Genomic DNA, 18,334 nt, shown 5'->3' with positions numbered 1-18,334 from the left:
GTTCGTACCTGTCCCAGAACCAGGCATTTCTACCCGCAGCGATAACGGTGAACCAACGGCAGGTTATCGAAGAGCTGCGACGATCCCAACGTCTGTTTGCGGATGAGACCACCGCCCCCGTACTCGATCCCGGACGCGGGTGGACGAAGACAGGGCAGCTCTGGGCCTATGCCCGCGACGACCGGCCATGGGGCGGCGATGATCCACCACTGGTGGCCTACGTCTACGCGCCCGATCGCAAGAGTGAGCGCGCCCAGTCGCACCTGGGGAACTATTGCGGTATCCTGCAGGCCGATGGCTACAGCGGTTATCCCGCGCTGGCCAAGCGTGGCCAGCAGCTCAGCCTGGCGTTCTGCTGGTCGCACGTTCGGCGCAAATTCTACGAACTGGCCGAGAACTCCCCGGTCGCGGCAGAGGTGCTGCGCCGCATCGCCATGCTCTATGCCATCGCAGACCAGGTCCGGGGCACCTGGGCAGAACATCGCCGCGCTATGCGCGCTGAACAGGCCCGCGTCATTGTCGATGACCTGCACCTCTATCTCGAGGCAAGGCTCCGCCAGGTCAGCGCCAAGAGCAAGCTCGCCGACGCTATCCGCCACGCCTTGACCCGTTGGACCGGGCTGTCGCTGTTCCTCGACGATAGCCGCGTCGAGCTGGATTCCAACACCGTCGAGCGATCAATCCGGCCCTTGGCCCTGAATCGCAAGGACGTGCTCTTCGCCGGTTCGGATGAGGGCGGCGACAATTGGGCGGTGATCGCTACGCTTATCGAGAACTGCAAAATCTCGGGCGTGAACCCACACACTTGGTTGGCCCAGACCCTCCCCAAGCTCGCCAGCGGTCATCCAGTCAACGCCGTCGGCGAACTCATGCCCTGGATCGCCGTGGCCTGAGAACGTCGCTTACCTTGAGACTTCGCGACTCGGAGATAAGCTACGGAAAAACGGCACAAAAAATCCGCCTCGGGCTGACCTGAGGCGGTTCGGCATGATTGAGAGATGGTTGCGGGGGCAGGATTTAGCCAGTCACACAAAAATCTACATGTTATTGATTTTCCAAAACAATGTTGTCTATTTTCCGGGCGATACCCCAAATTGTACCCCCACTACCGACTGGATCGATGAGGCGCCCGAGATGCACGACGAACTGCTGGCGGATAAGCATTGCCGCAGGACAGCCTCTGTTCCGCAACATCTACGCTTATGCGTTCGCCAGTGGCATTGCCCAAGTCGATCCGTGGGAGGAGGCGGCATCGTGGGCGCGCGTGAGGCCGCTACGCCCGCGGGCGCGCTGGCGCAAGCCACCCCGGCCGATCCCATCCTGTCCGGCCGACCCCGCCCAGCTCGCCCGCATGGAAGCCGCGCTCGTCGCCATACCTGAACTCACCCGCGAGATCTTCATGATGTGCCGTTTCGACAACCTGCCCTGCCACCGCATCGCCCGTGACCTGCCCCCCGCTGGTCCCGCGGTCATAACGAGAGTCTGCCGGTTTGATATTCGTGCTGCTCCACCGGCACAAGCGCGTCGGGTGTGACGCTTCCATCATGCAGGAACGCCCGACGCGCTTGTGCCGGTGTCCGGTTCCCCAAGGATGAGTGCGGCCGGACGTTGTTGTAGTCGTAGCGCCAGACGGCCAGCTTGCGCCGAGCGTCAGCCAGGCTGTCGAACAGTTCCTCGTTCAGGAACTCGTCGCGCAGCGACCCATTGAACGATTCAATGAACGCATTCTGCTGCGGCTTGCCGGGATCGATGTAGTGCCACTCGACCCGGTTTTCGCTGGCCCACTTCGGGATCGCCCGGCTGGTGAACTCGGTCCCGTTATCGCTGACGATGCAAGCGGGTTTGCCATAGAGCCGCACCAGTGTGTCGAGTTCGCGTGCCACCCTGACGCCCGAGATGCTGGTGTCGCCCACCAGGCAAAGGTTCTCGCGGCAGGCGTCATCGTTGATCGCCAGGATGCGCAGCCGACGGGAAGCGCCGAACGTGTCGGCCACGAAGTCCATCGACCAGCGGTCGTTCGGCCGCAGCGGCACGGGCATCGGCGTCCGGCTGCCACGAGCACGCTTGCGCCCGCGCCGACGGCGCACCGACAGACCCTCCTCTCGATACAGCCGGTAGAGCTTCTTGTGGTTCATGATGTGCCCCTTGCGCTCCAGCATGACGCCGACACGGCGATAGCCGAACCGCCGACGCAGGCCGGCGATCTCGCGCATCGCCTCGCGGATCACAGCATGATCAGGCGGACGTTCTCGCCGGACCGTTTTCGGATCGACGCCGATCAGCACGCAGGCTCGGCGCTGCGAGACCTGGTAATCCCGCATCACGCCGAGTGCTGCGTCCCGTCGCTGGCCTGGCGTCGTCAGCCTTTTCCCAAAAGGTCTTTCAGGATCGCGTTGTCCAGCACGCTCTCGGCCAGAAGCCGCTTGAGCTTGCCGTTCTCGTCCTCAAGCTGCCGCAGACGCCGGGCATCGGACACTTCCAGCCCGCCGTACTTCGCCTTCAGCTTGTAGAACGTTGCCGGGCTGAGGCCGTGCTTGCGGCAAACCTCAACCGTTGGCAGGCCCGCCTCCTGCTCCTTGATCATCCCGATTATCTGTTCCTCGGTGAAACGGCTCTTCCGTAAGCGATGTGCTCAGGCCACGGCGGTCCAGGGCATGAGCTCTCCGACGGCGTTGGCTGGATGTCCGTTGGCGAGTTTGGCGAGGGTCTCTGCCAACCAAGTGTGGGGGTTCACGCCCGAGATCTTGCAATTCTCTATGAGCGTGGCGATCACCGCCCAGTTGTCGCCGCCCTCATCCGAGCCAGCGAAGAGCGCGTTTTTGCGATTGAGGGCTAAGGGCCGGATTGATCGCTCTACGGTGTTGGAATCCAGCTCGACGCGGCCATCGTCGAGGAATAGCGACAGCCCAGTCCAACGGGTCAAGGCGTAGCGGATAGCGTCGGCGAGCTTGCTCTTGGCGCTAATCTGGCGGAGCCTCGCCTCGAGATAGAGGTGCAGGTCATCGACGATGGCGCGGGCCTGTTCGGCGCGCATGGCGCGGCGCTGTTCTGCCGACGTGCCGCGAACCTGGTCTTCGATGGCATAGAGCATGGCGATGCGGCGCAGCACCTCTGCCGCGACCGGGGAGTTCTCGGCCAGTTCGTAGAATTTGCGCCGAACGTGCGACCAGCAGAACGCCAGGCTGAGCTGCTGGCCACGCTTGGCCAGCGCGGGATAACCGCTGTAGCCATCGACCTGCAGGATGCCGGAATAGCTCCCCAGGTGCGACTGGGCGCGCTCGCTCTTGCGGTCAGGCGCGTAGACGTAAGCCACCAGTGGTGGATCATCGCCGCCCCATGGCCGGTCGTCGCGGGCATAGGCCCAGAGCTGCCCTGTCTTCGTTCGTCCGCGTCCGGGATCAAGTACGGGGGCGGTGGTCTCGTCGGCAAACAGACGCTGGGATCGTCGCAGCTCTTCGAGAATGCGATCTCGCAAGGGTCGCAGATACCACGCCGCCCGGCCAACCCAATCAGCCAAGGTCGAGCGGTCGAGCTGGACGCCTTGCCGCGCGTAGATCTGGGCCTGCCGGTAAAGCGGGACATGATCGGCATACTTGGTGACCAGCACATGCGCGATCAGCGCTTCGGTGGGAATGCCACCCTCAACGATCCGCGCTGGCGCCGGTGCTTGCACGGCTGCGCCCTCGCAGGAGCGGCAACCATAGCGCGGGCGCCGTGTGACCAGTACGCGGAAGCTGGCCGGCACGACATCGAGACGCTCGGCCACGTCCTCGCCGATCTGGTGGAGCGCACCACCACAGCAAGGACAGGCCTTCGCTTCAACATCGACAACCTGTTCGATCCGCTCGAGATGTGCGGGTAACGCACCGCGGTTGGCCTTGCGCGGCCGCGCGCCTCCAGCCTTGACGATAGCCGCCTCGCGCGCGGCGCGCGCCTGGCCGAGTGCGGTCTCGACATCTTCGAGGCCGAACTCGAGTTGGTCGGGATCGAGCTGCTCAGACTTGCGCCCGAACCGGTGGCGCATGAACGCGTCGATGATCGACTGGAGCCGCTCGATCTCCGCATCGGCCTCGACCTTGGCGACCATCACGTCGGTCAGCTTGCGGGACTGCTCGAGCGCGAACGCGCGGAGTGCTTCGATGTCTTCGGGCAGATCTGCTTCCACCAACATGCAGGCAGTGAATCAGCGGAAGAACCCTGCGTCAACCGGCAATCTGCGGGGCGATGGGCTTGCGTCCACCGTGCACCCGGCGCCAATCCAGACCTTCGAGCAAAGCCCCCAATTGTGCGGAAGTCAGCCGCATCACGCCGTCCTGGATCGCCGGCCACTTGAAGCCGCCGGACTCCAGCTTCTTGGCCATCAGGCACAGCCCGGTGCCGTCCCACCAGACCAGTTTGACCCGGTCTGACCGCTTGGCCCGGAACACGTAGATCACACCAGAAAAAGGATCGCCGCCATATTCAGCGCCCACCAGCGCGGCCAAAGCGTCGGGTCCCTTGCGGAAGTCTACCGGACGCGTTGCCACCATCACGCGCGCGCCAGGCCCAATCCCGATCATGGGCGGTCTTCAGCCTTGGCACCCCGCAGCGCATGTATGACAGCCACGGCCAGATCAGTTCGCACGGCCTGCCCGATCCGGACGAGGGCGCCGGCAATCTCGATCTCTACCATCCCATCGGCTGACGTGTACGCTGGTGCCGGCGCCTTTTCCAGAACCGGTACGAACATGGGATCCGGGTGCGGCGGCAACTGGCGGGCCTCAACCGCATAACGCAATTCGCGCCGCCATGTGTAGAGGAGCGACGTGCTGACATCGCGCTCCCGCGAAAACGCGGCAATGTTGCCACTGCGCTCCATCTCCGCAACCAGCGCCAGCTTCTCTTCCAGCGTCCAGGTCCGGCGCCGGCCGGTCATCCCCTTCAAAACTTCAAGACGCCGGACCGGCTTCAGAGCCGCTCCAGCATCCGTGTCCAGTGTGCTCGTTGGCGTTGCGTCATCCATCCATACCCAACTGCAACACCCAAAAATCTGCGCAAGGTGGGGTCTAAACGGCGCTTACGCTCTTCCTCATTCGTCTGCTCCTTCGTTGGGGCAGACTCTACATCAGATCGAGGGAGCCAGCGGGGGGCAGGTCAGGCGGCGCAACCGCAAGCGTCCGATCCAATACGACGAACGCCGCTACAAAGACCGCTTGCGCATCGAGGCCATGTTTTGCCGCCTTAAGGACTTCCGCCGCATCGCTACCCGCTACGACAAGCTCGCCCGCAACTTTTTGTCAGCCGTATGCTTGGCCGCCGCCGTGGCCTTCTGGCTTTAAATGCGCGCAAACCCTATGCGATCGACTTGGACATACGGTAGTTGTGGATCGCCACGCCGTTGATCGTGAAATCGTTCCGCGCATCCAACTTGAAGCCACGCCGTTCGAAGAGTCGTCGTGCTGCTTCGCTCGCCTCAGTAAACAGACAGGATATGCCCGCTTTGCGCGCGGTCTCCTCCATGGCCGTGAAGATCGCTGACCCCACGCCGGTGCCAACCACATCCGGTCGGCAATAGAGATGATCGATATGGCCGCTTGGTTCCAAGATGCCATATCCGGCAATCACACCGTGATCATCAACCGCGACCAAGATTGTCATGCCTTCAGCCTGCCTCAGATATCGGTCAACGGCTGGCTTCGAAGGACTCCAAGCCGCCACTTGCTCGGAGGAATAGTCTCGAATGCCGACCTGATGCACGGTCGCGTGAAACAAGGTCGCAAGCGCATCGGCGTCATTAGGTTCAAATTTGCGGATCAGCATGAACCGACACTTTAGCTCCCTTGAGCAGTTCGAAAGCTCGGCCCAATCTGCTCAACTTCGTCGAATGAGTCTGAACCCTAGCCATAATAAAATTAGCAATAAAATATATTCAGAACATTCTTACTGGGGAACGTAACCTAAAATTCCTTCGTACACGTAACCCGCATTTACACCCTCATCATATGTTTCGGTAGTCAGAAAATCTGTGGCACTAGAATTGTGAAATCGATATAGCGGAACCAATCCTGAAGAGGAGTTGTCAGCCGCATACCCAAAAGCCCCCTCATTACTCAAACCTTCACAGTTCTGCTGAACGGAAATTAAGCGAACCTGATTTGATGCGTTGTAGCAACGGTATAGTGGATGCATTCCAGATGCAGATAACTTATAAACAAGGAAACCATATCCTTCAAATTTGAACCCAACATTGGCACCCTCTGGATAATAATTTGTATAGAAATGCGAAGGACCTTGATAAAATCTATAAACTAGTAAGCTTGCGCCACTCGTATCAACTACAGTTATGACATTTCTATTTTCAGCTTGATCGTAACTATAAGCCTTTTGATTTCCACCAGAATTACCTTGATTTTCTGAATATATCAAACTACCTTTCGAGTCATAGACATACGACATATTTTGTGCCGCACTTGCATTATCAATGATATAACAATTAATTAAAACTACCAAAGCAGTAGTAAATTTCTTCATTCTTAACTCCTTTTATTTTGAAAAATTGCAGATTGTCAGGAAAGAAAAAATTTTAATTGAACTTTTTTCTCAATTTAACCTATATGCCAAAATTATTTCATTGGCACAGATGCGCCAGCGTAGGGATCGAATCCATTAGGAGACAATGCAGGTCTGTTTTGAGAAATCGCAGGCGGAGGTACGAACGTTGTATCTGTGCTGGCAGGCAACGCCGGATGCAGATTTCCGATGATGCCAGCGCTGATCATCGGTGCGCCCAGCAACAGGAATATTCCCACAACAACCAAAGCTGCGCGCTGCAAGCGCAACCGTCCCTGAAACAGAGACAGTCCGACCAAACTTATCGCTACAACACCCAGCGCCGTTGCCAAGCTGCCAGATAACCCTGCCCGCAGCCAATCCGCCATGGCGCCAATAGCTTGAGTGTGGGACGGTTCAAACAGTGACGTTGTTCCAGCGTTCATGGCCGATTGCTCCAAATGGCGGAGATTTGCCGCTTCCCCGCCACGCGCTCGAGTTGCACGATCACGTCGACGGTCGATTGCACGTAATGGACGATGTTCTCCCAGCTCAATCGCGCTCCTGTTTGTAGAATTAGGAGCGCGAGTTGCTTGATGGCCCCTTCCGGGCTGTCAGCATGGATTGTGCTCATCGAACCGGGATGGCCGGTGTTGACGGTGCGCAGGAATGTGTAGGCCTCGCTGCCGCGCAGTTCGCCAACGATGATGCGATCGGGACGCATCCGCAAAGCGGCGTTGAGCAGATCGTTCGTGCTCACGGCAGCTTCGCGCAATTCGTTGCGGGCTGCTAGCAAACCCAGGCTGTTGGGCTGGTCCAGGCCGATCTCCGGGGTGTCTTCGATGGCGATCAAGCGCTCCTTGTTATCGATTTCCCGCATCAGTGCATTGAGAAATGTCGTCTTGCCCGTCGACGTACCGCCTGAGATGAGAATGTTTCTCCGCGCTCTCACGGCTTGGCGCAATTGCGCTGCGTGGTCACGGCAAACTTCGTGCGCTTTGTCGCACGCGGCCGCTTGTTCTGAATGACGTGGCGTAGGGCCATCGATCATGGGATAATCGTCCAGCGACAGGTTTTGAATGACGTGGCGACGGATGGCTAAAGCCACGCCAGTTCGCGTTGCCGGCGGCATCACGACCTGAATACGCGAACCATCAGGCAGGCTCGCGGCCAGCAATGGATGCTCACGGCTGATGCCTTGATTAGACCAGGCCGCTACCTGCCGTGCCATACGCAGCAACGCCGCCTCGTCGAGATCCGCCACTTGGTGCCGTTCGATCCTGGCGCCCAGACTTTCGGTCCAGACTTCGCCGGCACGATTGACATAGATGTCGGTCACGTCGCTCTGATTGAGGAACGGTCCCAGAGGTGCCAGCGACGCGGTAAGATAGTGCCCAACGCGCGCATGCATGTCACGGCCTCTCGTCAATCGACGAAAAATCCAGATCGCGGGCGACGAAGACGGAAACGCTCGCCCCCTGCTTGACTGTCACAGTGCTCCGCACGTTCGACCCGCCGGTCGAGCCTGTGGTTGGCGTGGTTACGCCTGGCCAGCCGACGATATAAGTACCGTCCGCCAACTTGCTGGTGGCGACGTTCATGCCCACGTTGAGCGCCGACTGAAGGATCGCCCCACCGTAGCGTTCCAGGAAGTGGCTGTTGACCTTGCCTTTGACCCCGGCGCGACCGAGGGTGTCGGCCGAGGGAGATTGCAGCGCGATCGTGACGCCATCGGGTCGGATCAGCCGTGTCCACCGGATCAAGGCGCGGCTTTGTCCGCTGGCGACATCGGACTGATATTCGCCGATGAGGCGGCTGCCACGCGGCACCAGCACTTGAGAACCATCGAAGCCCCGCACGTCGCGCGAGACGATGGCGCGGGCAAGGCCCGGCTTGGTCGTGTCCAAGGCCGTTTCGAGCACGCATTGGATCACCGAGCCTTGCGTGACGGTAGTGGCCGGGTTGAGCAGGCGAGTGGCCTTGACGCGCTCGGGACCACTGGTCGGGCTTGCGCCTTCCGCCGGTGCGGATGGAGCCGGGGGTGCGCTGGACGGCGGCGGGGCATCGAACACAGTGGTCGGGCCCGTGACTGATGAACCGCCGGAGCCAGATGCAATCGGCGGGGTTAGCGGCGCGTTATCCCATCGCGGGCGTGAAGGCGCTGCCGCCACGACCGATGGCGAGGTGGGAAGCGTTGTTGGTTGCGCTGTCCCGATGGGCACCGCCGTCGCTGGAGGCATCGCCACGAGCGGCACAGACTGTGGCTCGGCATAGGGCACCTGAAGATCGGGAACCGCAGTTCCGGGCACTGCCATGTCCTGCGGGGAAGCGCGGGTTGCTGGCGCGTTCAGTGCCTGGCGATGCGCGTCGAGCGTCATGAACAGCATGGCGCCACCAATCAGCGCCGCTCCGCCGAATGCCCAGATGCCGAGATTGCCGGTCCGCACCGCGACCTGCGGCCTGATGTCATCAGTGGCCATTGGCATTCTCCCCAGCCTTGGGCTTGGGTGTAGCCAGCCGCACGGCCACCGACTTATGCCGGTCTATCCGAAAGACCAACTCTGGCCAGACCCGATCGATGGTGTAGGCACCATCGCGCATAAACCCGTCGATGGTCATTTCGCGACCGGTTTCATCTACGGCGAAGACGGCAGGCAAGGCCTTGTCTTCCGACCAGCGAATGTAGGTACGCTGACCATCGTCCGAGATGGAATCGGGCTGAAGCGCCCTATCACCCGTCACGCGATAGCGCTGTGCGGCCACTTGGGCGCTCGCTGCCCGCAATTGTGGAAGGAACTGGGCTTGCGGGGCGAATTGTCCCTGCGATTGAACAGGCGGCGGTGATGCGTTCGCAACGACGGAAAAGCGCAGAATGATCGCTGCAAACGCTTCATTGGGCTCCAACTCGAGCAGATAGGTCCTGCGATCGGTCCGCACGATCATGCTGGTCATGACCGCGTTTGGCAGAAACCGCACGGTGAGGCTGCCGGCATCGCGCGCAACTGTTACCGCCCAAGGCCGGGCATCAGCCATGGTTACATTGGTGATATGCTCGTCTTGCCCGAATTGCATGGTCAGTGGCGTGGCCGAGCCCACTCGCACATGGACCATCTCGTCGCGATGCCAGATAGCCGTCTGTATCCGGGAATCGCCCGCACTCGGCACAGGCCAGGCGCGGGCTTGCGCATAGGCGTCCATGGGCGCTGCCAGCGCCAGGGTCAGCAGGCATAGTGCGCCGCGCACGCTCATAGTTTTTTCGCCGAAGCGCCGGCCTTTGCCATCGGAATGACAGGCGGCGGCGCTGAGGTCGCCACGCCGGGTGTGGGCAGGGCAGCGGGCACATTCGGAACTACCGTTGGTGCAGGCACCCTGAGCGAGGCAGGCTCCGTATCGGGAATGTTCTCGGCATCGCGCCGATAGCGCGTGACCTGGAAGCCGAGCGGATTGATCAGGCGATCCTGCACCGTCATCGGATCACCCGAATAGCGATAGCTGATCACCGCCGCCCAGTCCTGATCTGCCGCCGCAGAAGCCGCAAGATCGGCACGATGCGTGCGGAAGCGCACCAGCGATGTAGCCGGCCCGAGCGAAGACACGCTCTTCACCTGCACTTCGATCTGTGCGGTGCGCGGCAGCGACGCCAAAGGACTGGTTGGATTGGTCGCCTGCGTGGCGACGATATAAGCGGCGCGCGCCTCGGGCGCAGACCACAGCGCAGTCTTGCGGTAGTTCACCTTGATACTGCCCAGATCGAAGCTTTCGCGGGCGATCACATATTGCACCAGGAAAGATCGTGTCAGTGCGGCATCGGGAGCGATCGATTGGCGCTCCAGCGGCTTGAGAGCTTCGACATAGCCAGTCTGGCGATCGACCAGTAGCGTGTACGGCTCGACAGTCTTGAGCGGCGCCAGGGCGACCAGGGCAAAGGCCTCTGCAATGGCGACGAATGAGGCTCCACCTGCCACCCACCACGCGATACGCCGCGAACGCTGGTCGCGTGCATCGCGATCTTCGGCCCAAGTCGCTGCCTCGCGATAGTAGGCGTCGAGGTCCTTCTTGCGTTCCGGCTTCATCGTTTCCCATCTCGCCGCTGGCCTGCGGCCGTGACGCGGCGCGTAGCGCGCCGGTACGTTTCTCCAAGTGCGGGTTCACCAGCACGCACGGACTGCGGCTCTCCAGTGCCAGAACCTGTGGCAGTACGTTCCCGCTCGACCAGGATCGGCACGCGCGCCGGCGGCGCAGCGCCGCCGCTGCTGCCCACGTTGCCGCGTTCTGCCATCAAGGGACCAGGACTATCGTTCCCACTAGTGCGTCCTGACAAGCGGTCTCGTTGCCCGAAAATAGACGAGCCCAAAACATGCGATCGTGTTTCGCCCGCCACGGCCGGTTGCACATCGGCCCATCCCCGCTGAAACGCCACGCGTCCTAGGATGCTGACCAGTATCAGCGCCGCGATGGCGAACGACAGGGTGATGACCAGCAGTTCCGTCGGCGCTGCGGGCGTCGCATAGCCAGCATCGCGCAATTGCAGCGCGCCGGCCAGCCAAGGCTCGAGCACGGCAAGTTCTGCTGCATAAACCACGGTCAGCCCCAGTGACCCGATCAGGCATAGGACCAGACCGCGCGCCCAGCCCGCGAAGAGACCGCGCGTCGCGCCAAGCAGCAGGGCCCCAGCCATCACCGGGGCCAGCGCGAGGAGCAGACCGGCGACCAGACGAATGGCCACCAGCGGCCCCAGGGTGCCGACCAGAAAGGCCACTCTCGCCCACCCCAGGGCGGGATGGTCGTCCAAGGCAACGGCCTTGAACGTCGTGCCACCGTCCGCGACCGGGGCATAGACTTCCCGCCCCGTGCCTTGCGTAGTCAGCGCCATGATCCCATCGTCGACCGCCTGGAGCCGCATGGCCATGCCCTGCCCCATGCCCGGCAACTGGTTGTCCACATGCAGACCGGCGGCCAGCTCGGCCGGGCCATGCAGCACCAGATCGTAGATCACGATGCGGAAAGCCGGCCAACTGGCCGCCAGCGTAAGGGCAATGCCAACCTTAAGCGACGTGCCGATCAGATCGCCGGCGGACACGCCACGCCCCGCCAGCAAGCGGATCGCAAAAATCGCGATCAGCAAAGTGAGCAAAGTCGTGACGACCGTTTGCCCCAGGCCACCCGGTTGGGCCAGAGACTGGAACCCGATCGACCCCAATGTCGTGGCCTGACAATCCACATGCGCCAGCATCGAGGAGAGGAACTGCTGGCCGGTGTTGACGGAAGGGCAAGCCATCGCTCAGGCCGCCCCTTCCAGCAAAGGCGCCAGCCAATCCTTCGGATTGTCGCCCAGATCGCTGCGCAAGGCGTCCAGCAGCCGCACATTGGCTTCCCGCCCTGACAGGATCGTGAGGATATCCTTCTGCCCTGAGAGATCGAGCCGCGCCACCACACTGTCGTTACCGTGCTTGATCAGGAAACAGCGCTGGCTGTCGGGCATGGCGCGGATCAGATCGAACTCGTGCTGGGTCAGGCCAAAGCCGCCGATGTAGTCTTCGGCCCGCGCCTTGGGATTGACCATGAAGATCTGCGTCGCCGCCTGCTCGATGATCGCACTGGCGATGCGGCTTTCCAGGGCGTCCTGCGCGCTTTGCGTGGCAAAGCCGACGATGCCGTTGCGCTTGCGGATGGTCTTTTCCCAATCCTTGATGCGGCGCACGAAGACTTCATCGTCGAGCGCTTTCCAGCCCTCGTCGACCACGATGATTGCCGGCGATCCGTCAAGCCGCTCTTCCACGCGGTGGAAGAAGTAGAGCAAGGCCGGCGTGCGCAGCACCGGATCGTCGAGGATCGCGGTCATGTCGAAACCGACTGTTTCCGCCGCCAGATCGGTGCGGTCGTCGGGATTGTCGAACAGCCAGGCGCGCTCGCCATCGCCCCACCAGGGCCGCAAACGGGACCACAGATCGCGAGCGTGCGGCCGGGCATAGCCGCGGAACAGCTCGACGAGATATTGCAGGCGCCGGAACTCGGCGGGCTGGGCAAAGTTGGCGTCGATCGCCGCGCGCACCGCTTCGGCTTCCTCGGCATCGATCCCACCAGCGAGCAGGGCGATCCATTCGGTGAGGAACGCCCGGTTAACCGGCGTATCGGGTAATTGCAGCGGATTGAGCCCTGAGGGCAACCCTGCGCGCAACTGATCATACTGCCCACCGATCGCGCGAATGAACAGCTCGGCCCCGCGATCCTTGTCGAAGAAGATGATGCGCGGGGCAAACTTGCGCGCCTGGGCAAGCAGGAAATTGAGCACCACCGTCTTGCCCGAACCCGAGGGACCGATGATCGTGAAATTGCCCAGGTCGTTCTGGTGGAAATTGAAGAAGTAGGGCCCGGCGGCCGTCGTTTCGAACAGCGTGACGGCATCGCCCCAATGGTTGCCCTTGGCCTGGCCGACGGGGAAATTGTGCAGGCTGGCAAGGCCTGCATAGTTGCGCGCCGAGACCAGCGCGCGCCGGCCGATATAGCGGAAATTGCCGGGGAACTGTGCCCAGAACGTGGGCTCGAGCGCGATATCCTCGCGCACGCCGACGATGCCAAGATCGCCCAGCACCGCGAGCACTTCGGCCACTTGCTTGTCGAGTGTGGCCAGGTTCTCGGCGTAGAGAACGATCGTCGCATGATGCTCGCCGAAGGTTGCCCGGCCGGCCGCGACCTCGTCCTTGGCCACGCGCAATTCCTCGCGCAGGCTGACCGCCTCATCCTCGGTCGAGCGCATGCGCCGCAGGGCCAGGTTCATCCGCCCGAGGGTTTCCTGCCGATCGACAAAGGCGAAGGACTGGCTTACGGTCATGTCGAAAGGCAGGCGATAAAGTTCATCGAACATGCCGGGCATGCTTTGCCCCGGGTAGTCCTTGATCGAGACCACTGCTCCGAACAGCCTCGCCTGGCCCCCGGCCTGCCCCAGTTCGAATGCATCCTGGCCAAAGCTCACGCGCCGATAAGGCAAGTAATGGCCGATATCGCCTTGCGGCAGACCGACGGGCCGCAGATCGCCGTTGTACAGACAGGAGAGGAACTCCAGTGGCTCGGAACGGAACCCATCGGGGGTATCGTAGACCCGGAGCAATTTGGGGCTGTAGCTGGACAGCGCCGCCATCAGAGCCTCGCGCGCCGCATCGAGTTGGCGTATTTCGCCAGCGATCAGCGCGCTTGCGCCACCTGCCTGCGTCTGCCGCCGCAACATGCCACCCAGGCGTTCGAACATGCCTAGGCGCCCCCGCACCGGGCGCCGGACAATCGTCAGGAACAGTTCGTTGACGTAAAGCTCGCGAGTTTCGAGCAGATTGCTCCAGCGCGCATGGAGGTCCTGGGAAAACGCGTCGCCGAACTGGGCATCCAGATCGGGCTGCACCTTGCGGCGAATGACATGGTGATAAACGGCAAAGCGCGATGACCCGATCGCGCCCAGCATCGCGTCGCGCATCTCAGCGCGATAGTTGATGTCCTGCGTATCAGCCGTCTCGAACAGCAAGCCGCCCAGGCGGATCGTCTGCATCAGCAGACCATCACGCGCCTCAATCGTAACATCATCGACATGCCGCCCATAGGGCAGATGCACGCCCACCGATGTTTCGCGCGCAATGACTTTGGGATCGACCGTCAGGGGCGGTAGGAGTTGCATTGCCACAGCTTATGATTGCGCACGCGCGGACAACGGCTGACACGCAGGATCCACAGGTCGAGGAAGCGCGGCTCGTGCCGGCACAGCACCATGCCTGCAAAATGGACGGCGGCACAAGCCAGCAATGCCAGAACGGACCGAAAAATCAGGAAAAGCTCGGCACACAGAATGCCGTTTATGACGAAGAAGCTATAAGTCACCCCGGCAAACATCTGCGGCCGCGTGAGCGCGACAAACACCGTGTCACGGCGGAGGTTGCCTGACACGACGGATCAATACTGCCCTGCGGTCGCTGCAGCCCGAATACCCCCAACGATGCTAGCAGCGCCGAACAGAATGAAGCAGCCGAGCACCACGACAGCGCCGCGACGCCAATTAATGCGCCCGGTCAGCATGCCGAAACCCACTGCTGCAATAGCGATCACGGCAACGACTGTGGCTACCGTGCCCATCAAAGTGCCTTGCAACCAACTCACCGCCGATATGAGCACGCCCGAACCCTGTGGATCTCCCGGCACGGCGGCCAGAGCCTGCTGCCCGAGCAGCATCAAGAAAACAGACAGCGCAAAGCAAAGGTATTCGATCTGACGTTTCATTTTTGACCCCATTTTCCCCATTGATGACAGCCTCTTGAAGAAAAGCAACATCTGCCCAGCAAAAGGAGTCTCCCGGGGCAAGATTTTGGCCACACAGAGCGCTCGGCCTTGCCAAAAATTCTTGCTTCCACTTTGTGGCCCGCAGGCCCTCCACCAGCGCGCGAGCAACCTCCGGGGCCACATCCTCGCCCTGGCCCGCCGTGCCAACTGGGTGCATGTCCTCCAGCGCATTCGTCGCCGCCGCGACCAGTTCGGCCACGCTCCTGCGGCGCGCGCTTCCGCCAGCAACCAGTAGACCGACGCCCGGCTGATCCCCACCTGGGCCACGATGGCCGATGCGTCCAGCCCTGGCGCACTGAGCGCCAGCACGTGCCCGGCCTTGCGCCGCGCGCTCGGGGCGCGGCCCTTTTATTTACTCTCTGCCCGCGCTCTTGCCACGCCCACCCGCTGGCGCTCCAGCATGATCGCCCGCTCGAACTCGGCCACCGCCGCGAACATCGTCAGCAGCATCCGGCCCCGTGGGGCTGCGCGCCTCCACCTCGCTCCCGCCGAAGTCCAGAATCCGCGAGGCGATCAAGCCACGTCACCACCAGCGTAACGCCCTCGCGCACCCAGTCCAGCGCCGCGTCGTACTGATCGCGCCGCGCCACCGGCGACACCTGCTCCACGAACGTCACTGCTCACCGTGTTGGCTTATGGCGGCGTGGTCACGCGACGGCGAATTTGCCTTCGACGAGATCGCGGATGGCGCTGAGGGCTGATTGACCCGACGGCCGGGCAGTGCCGGTGACAGAACGATAGCCGGCATGGATCTGTGCGCCCCAGTCTGATCGGAAGCCGTTGGTGACCTTTCGGAACACAACCGAGGGACGGATCTCTCGCTCGGATATGTTGTTGGTTGCCGGAACCTGGCGGTTGGTGAGGAAGACGAAGAATTTGCCCCGCCAGGCCTTGATCAGCTTGAGCAGAACCTTTCCTGCCGGATGGGTAATGGGAACGCGCATCAAGCGGGTCAGCACATTGTCGGCCTTGGCCGCGTAACTCGCCAGCGTCGTGTCCTTCAGGCTTTCTCGTCGCTTGCCGATCCGGATGGCCCAGCGCAGATGATTGCGGACCTTGGCGGCAAAAGTCTTGTCGCCAAAGTCGATGGCATATTGGACGTCACGCAGTGCATGGACGAGGCAGACTTGGTGTTCGCGGCCCAGTTCCTGCTGCCCGGCGTAGCGGCCAGACGCCCAGTCATCGGGCTGATGGCCGCCCAGCACGTCCTCGGCAACCTAGCGCGCCCGGTGTTTGAAAATCTTGTGTAGGACGGCCTTGTCCGAGAGGAAGACCCATTGCCAATGCGTGATGCCATTGGTGCGCATGGTCGTCTCGTCGGATGCGATCACCTGCGCCGTCAGCAGTTTATCGGTGATCGCCTTGGTCGCCGCCGCCATACCGGCGCCCATGCGACGAAAGGCGTTGGCAATGGTCCCTTCGGAAAAGACGAGGCCGAACAGTTCTTGGGCAATCCGCGACAGGCGTTTGAAGCCGACATGGTGGCTGTGGTGCAGATAGGCCAGCAGCGAGCGGATGCCTGGCCCAAATGGCGTAGCTGGAGCCATCCCGCCGGCGCATCGGCGCGATACCGCTTGCCGCATCTCCGGCAGCGACCGCCGTATAGCTCGACACGGGTTACGATCGGCCAGATCGGTGGCAGGCCGATATAGTCATAGCGATGGCGGCAACGCTGAGCCTGGCTGGAGACATCGATTCCGCAATGACAGCAGGTGGCCGGCATCACGCGTTCAGTCTAGTCCGGCGCCTCGGCCAGCAGTCGGTGCTTGCCTTCGCGCGAGGGACGCTTGCCACCCTTGGATTTACCGCTTCTGCCGCCACAAGAACCGCCTGTGCCGAAATCGTCCTTCGAGGGCGGGATATGCGAATTCTTCGAGGTCTTGCGCGGTTTGCCCGCCAGCGCTTCCAGTTCCGAAATCCGCGCAGCCATCCGCTCGATCATCTCACACTGCGCAAGCAGCAGATTGTTCTTCTCGGCCTCGGTGAGGACATGAAGCGCAGGTGGTGCTATGGGCAGTTTGAATCATCGACCGCCGCCACGCGCAAGCCCTTTTTGCCGCCCCCGGAGCAGTCACACACGAACAGCTTCTTGCAACCCGTTGCAGCGTGCGACGCCTCCTGCGCCGCCATGCCCGCCACCTGTTCCACCGTCCATGTCCGCACATAGCCGACAAGAATCTGTATTGCATCAATTTTGTGCAAAAGACCATGCCAGCGCATCACCCTTAAACCACCGTTTTTTCGACTTTCGTCGTCAATAATAACATGGCTGGCACGCCTCCGCGCTGCCCGCCGGCTCGCATCAGCATACACCCTGCGGGCCATTGTTTCACTCACCACATACCCGCTTCCTGAGGCGCGGATCACCACCCGCGCCACAAGATCACATCAGCAACCCTCCGTGAGACGGGAGGAAGGCGCGCGCTATGGCTCTGATCGACTGCCAGGCCGAGGGAAGCGGCGCTCGATCCAGTTGATGAGGCCCCACATGATGAAGCCGTCCACGAGTGCGAACGGGAGCGACACGAGGCCCGCCCGCACCTCAGGGAACCTGATGACCGAGATCGCTACAATGTGAATGACTGCGAAGATCGCAATCACTGCCCAGAAGCGCCAATCATTTCGGCTTTCCCACTTGGCCTGTATAATCGCCATGAAGACCCCGAAGGTGACACTCGCAGCCAGAGCCTTCTCCAGATCACTGATAACAGCCACGGCTATGAACACGATGGCGACGAGAAGTATGCCCAGCCTAGTGGCTTTTCGATCATCCGCCGCCATGTCACTTGCCACCCTGGCCAGTCAAGCAGCCGTGAAAAACAACCATGGTCTTCGCGGCATCATACATGGTTGACGCTGTGAGAGCGTAAATACCTATCCGGCCCGCAGCCGCCGAACCAGCCCCGCGCATGAACGAGTTGGCAATAGCCGCCTGCTTACCAGCATAAGCAAGGCCACCGGACACCATAGCATCGCCAGGGCCGTTGTTATCAACGACCGCGCCAGCAATGCCAACCACGCCCAGCGTCGAGCCAACAACAGCGGATGCGACCGTGGCTTCCGGTACAACCGCGTTCGCGATCCAGCCAGCGCCATCCAACAAAATACCTGTCTTGTTGGTCCATATTGCCCGACCAGCGCAGCCGCCTATCTTTTTGGCCTGATCCCACCACGACTTAACAGCATCAAAATCAGCTAAAAGGCTAAGGCTTGATATCGAAATCAATCCACCAGAAACCGCGATCTTCCCCCTAATTGCAGTGACAACGATAGGCTTATAAAAGCTTGAAGAATTTGCCTTATCGATATCATTTGCTGGAATAGAACCACCCCCCCCACCTGTTGAACCGCCTGTTGAACCGCCACTCCCGCTATCTTGGATTCCATTCACGACGATGTCCACCAACCCGCTGGGATCTTTTCCATTAATGGGGTCGGAACCGACGTAGTTATACCAGTTAGGGCCATCGTTGTATCCGATTGGATC

General features: G+C 61.4%; 17 protein-coding genes and 5 pseudogenes. 2 read left to right on the top strand and 20 right to left on the bottom strand.

The window, feature by feature from the left end; translation table 11 throughout:
* Positions 1-59 precede the first annotated feature (59 nt).
* Positions 60-893, top strand: a pseudogene (locus IP65_RS16580) (IS66 family transposase); the annotation flags it as partial.
* Positions 894-1,469: 576 nt separating this feature from the next.
* Here IP65_RS16580 and IP65_RS16575 read toward each other — a convergent pair.
* The 4 genes from IP65_RS16575 to IP65_RS16555 all read right to left on the bottom strand — a co-directional run bounded on the left by IP65_RS16575 (position 1,470) and on the right by IP65_RS16555 (position 5,002).
* Positions 1,470-2,584, bottom strand: a protein-coding gene (locus IP65_RS16575; RefSeq protein ID WP_156306670.1) for an IS3 family transposase whose coding sequence is annotated in 2 segments (ribosomal slippage) — positions 1,470-2,365 and positions 2,365-2,584 — 1,116 coding nt in all. Because the reading frame shifts where the segments join, the coding sequence is not laid out codon by codon here.
* A 48-nt stretch (positions 2,585-2,632) separates the two neighbouring features.
* Positions 2,633-4,171, bottom strand: a complete 1,539-nt coding sequence (locus IP65_RS16565) for an IS66 family transposase (protein WP_054132365.1) — start codon at positions 4,169-4,171, stop codon at positions 2,633-2,635.
* A gap of 31 nt (positions 4,172-4,202) precedes the next feature.
* A complete protein-coding gene (gene tnpB / locus IP65_RS16560; RefSeq protein ID WP_054132364.1) occupies positions 4,203-4,559 on the bottom strand; it encodes an IS66 family insertion sequence element accessory protein TnpB in 357 nt (118 codons plus the stop codon).
* Complete coding sequence (locus tag IP65_RS16555) at positions 4,556-5,002, bottom strand: transposase (RefSeq protein ID WP_054132363.1); 447 nt, start codon at positions 5,000-5,002, stop codon at positions 4,556-4,558. The genes tnpB and IP65_RS16555 overlap by 4 nt, the downstream gene beginning before the upstream one ends.
* Positions 5,003-5,138: 136 nt before the next feature.
* Here IP65_RS16555 and IP65_RS16550 point away from each other — a divergent pair.
* Positions 5,139-5,318: pseudogene (locus IP65_RS16550) on the top strand (transposase); the annotation flags it as partial.
* Positions 5,319-5,331: 13 nt separating this feature from the next.
* Here the strand turns inward: IP65_RS16550 and IP65_RS16545 are convergent.
* From IP65_RS16545 to IP65_RS21425, 16 genes and pseudogenes are all read right to left on the bottom strand, one after another.
* Positions 5,332-5,799, bottom strand: coding sequence for a GNAT family N-acetyltransferase (locus tag IP65_RS16545; RefSeq protein WP_054132361.1), 468 nt, complete (start codon positions 5,797-5,799; stop codon positions 5,332-5,334).
* 120 nt (positions 5,800-5,919) lie between these two features.
* Positions 5,920-6,510, bottom strand: coding sequence for a hypothetical protein (locus IP65_RS21435; protein ID WP_156306668.1), 591 nt, complete (start codon positions 6,508-6,510; stop codon positions 5,920-5,922).
* 92 nt (positions 6,511-6,602) lie between these two features.
* Positions 6,603-6,974, bottom strand: a complete 372-nt coding sequence (locus IP65_RS20985; RefSeq protein WP_082350213.1) for a TrbC/VirB2 family protein — start codon at positions 6,972-6,974, stop codon at positions 6,603-6,605.
* On the bottom strand, positions 6,971-7,939 hold the full coding sequence (gene virB11 / locus IP65_RS16540; protein WP_054132360.1) for a P-type DNA transfer ATPase VirB11: 969 nt from the start codon (positions 7,937-7,939) through the stop codon (positions 6,971-6,973). Before virB11 ends, IP65_RS20985 begins: the two co-directional genes overlap by 4 nt.
* A gap of 1 nt (position 7,940) precedes the next feature.
* Positions 7,941-9,008, bottom strand: coding sequence for a TrbI/VirB10 family protein (locus tag IP65_RS16535; RefSeq protein ID WP_054132359.1), 1,068 nt, complete (start codon positions 9,006-9,008; stop codon positions 7,941-7,943).
* The gene (locus IP65_RS16530; protein ID WP_054132358.1) at positions 8,998-9,777 is read right to left on the bottom strand and encodes a TrbG/VirB9 family P-type conjugative transfer protein; all 780 of its coding nucleotides are present in this window, start codon (positions 9,775-9,777) and stop codon (positions 8,998-9,000) included. Before IP65_RS16530 ends, IP65_RS16535 begins: the two co-directional genes overlap by 11 nt.
* Complete coding sequence (locus tag IP65_RS16525; protein WP_082350212.1) at positions 9,774-10,601, bottom strand: virB8 family protein; 828 nt, start codon at positions 10,599-10,601, stop codon at positions 9,774-9,776. Before IP65_RS16525 ends, IP65_RS16530 begins: the two co-directional genes overlap by 4 nt.
* A complete protein-coding gene (locus IP65_RS16520; RefSeq protein ID WP_197279270.1) occupies positions 10,598-11,761 on the bottom strand; it encodes a type IV secretion system protein in 1,164 nt (387 codons plus the stop codon). The genes IP65_RS16525 and IP65_RS16520 overlap by 4 nt, the downstream gene beginning before the upstream one ends.
* Positions 11,762-11,809: 48 nt before the next feature.
* Positions 11,810-14,191: a VirB4 family type IV secretion/conjugal transfer ATPase gene (locus tag IP65_RS16515; RefSeq protein WP_054132356.1), complete on the bottom strand. Its 2,382-nt coding sequence runs from the start codon at positions 14,189-14,191 to the stop codon at positions 11,810-11,812.
* On the bottom strand, positions 14,170-14,403 hold the full coding sequence (locus IP65_RS16510; protein WP_054132391.1) for a type IV secretion system protein VirB3: 234 nt from the start codon (positions 14,401-14,403) through the stop codon (positions 14,170-14,172). The genes IP65_RS16515 and IP65_RS16510 overlap by 22 nt, the downstream gene beginning before the upstream one ends.
* A 60-nt stretch (positions 14,404-14,463) precedes the next feature.
* Positions 14,464-14,787 carry a TrbC/VirB2 family protein gene (locus IP65_RS16505; RefSeq protein WP_054132390.1) on the bottom strand — a complete coding sequence of 108 codons (324 nt, stop codon included), beginning with the start codon at positions 14,785-14,787 and terminating at the stop codon, positions 14,464-14,466.
* Positions 14,788-15,195: 408 nt separating this feature from the next.
* Positions 15,196-15,303: pseudogene (locus IP65_RS20980) on the bottom strand (recombinase family protein); the annotation flags it as partial.
* Between the two features lie 191 nt (positions 15,304-15,494).
* Positions 15,495-16,858, bottom strand: a pseudogene (locus IP65_RS16500) (IS66 family transposase).
* Positions 16,855-17,184 (bottom strand): hypothetical protein, encoded by a 330-nt coding sequence (locus IP65_RS21430; protein ID WP_156306664.1) that lies wholly within the window; start codon positions 17,182-17,184, stop codon positions 16,855-16,857. Before IP65_RS21430 ends, IP65_RS16500 begins: the two are co-directional and overlap by 4 nt.
* An 87-nt stretch (positions 17,185-17,271) precedes the next feature.
* Positions 17,272-17,628, bottom strand: coding sequence for a hypothetical protein (locus tag IP65_RS16495; RefSeq protein WP_054132355.1), 357 nt, complete (start codon positions 17,626-17,628; stop codon positions 17,272-17,274).
* Position 17,629: 1 nt separating this feature from the next.
* Positions 17,630-18,334 (bottom strand): annotated as a pseudogene (locus IP65_RS21425) (hypothetical protein); the annotation flags it as partial.

Source organism: Novosphingobium sp. AAP1, from assembly GCF_001295765.1.
In the GTDB taxonomy this organism is placed as follows: domain Bacteria; phylum Pseudomonadota; class Alphaproteobacteria; order Sphingomonadales; family Sphingomonadaceae; genus Novosphingobium; species Novosphingobium capsulatum.
Note: the sequence above shows the minus strand (reverse complement) of the source record. Positions and strands in the feature narration are given on the sequence as shown.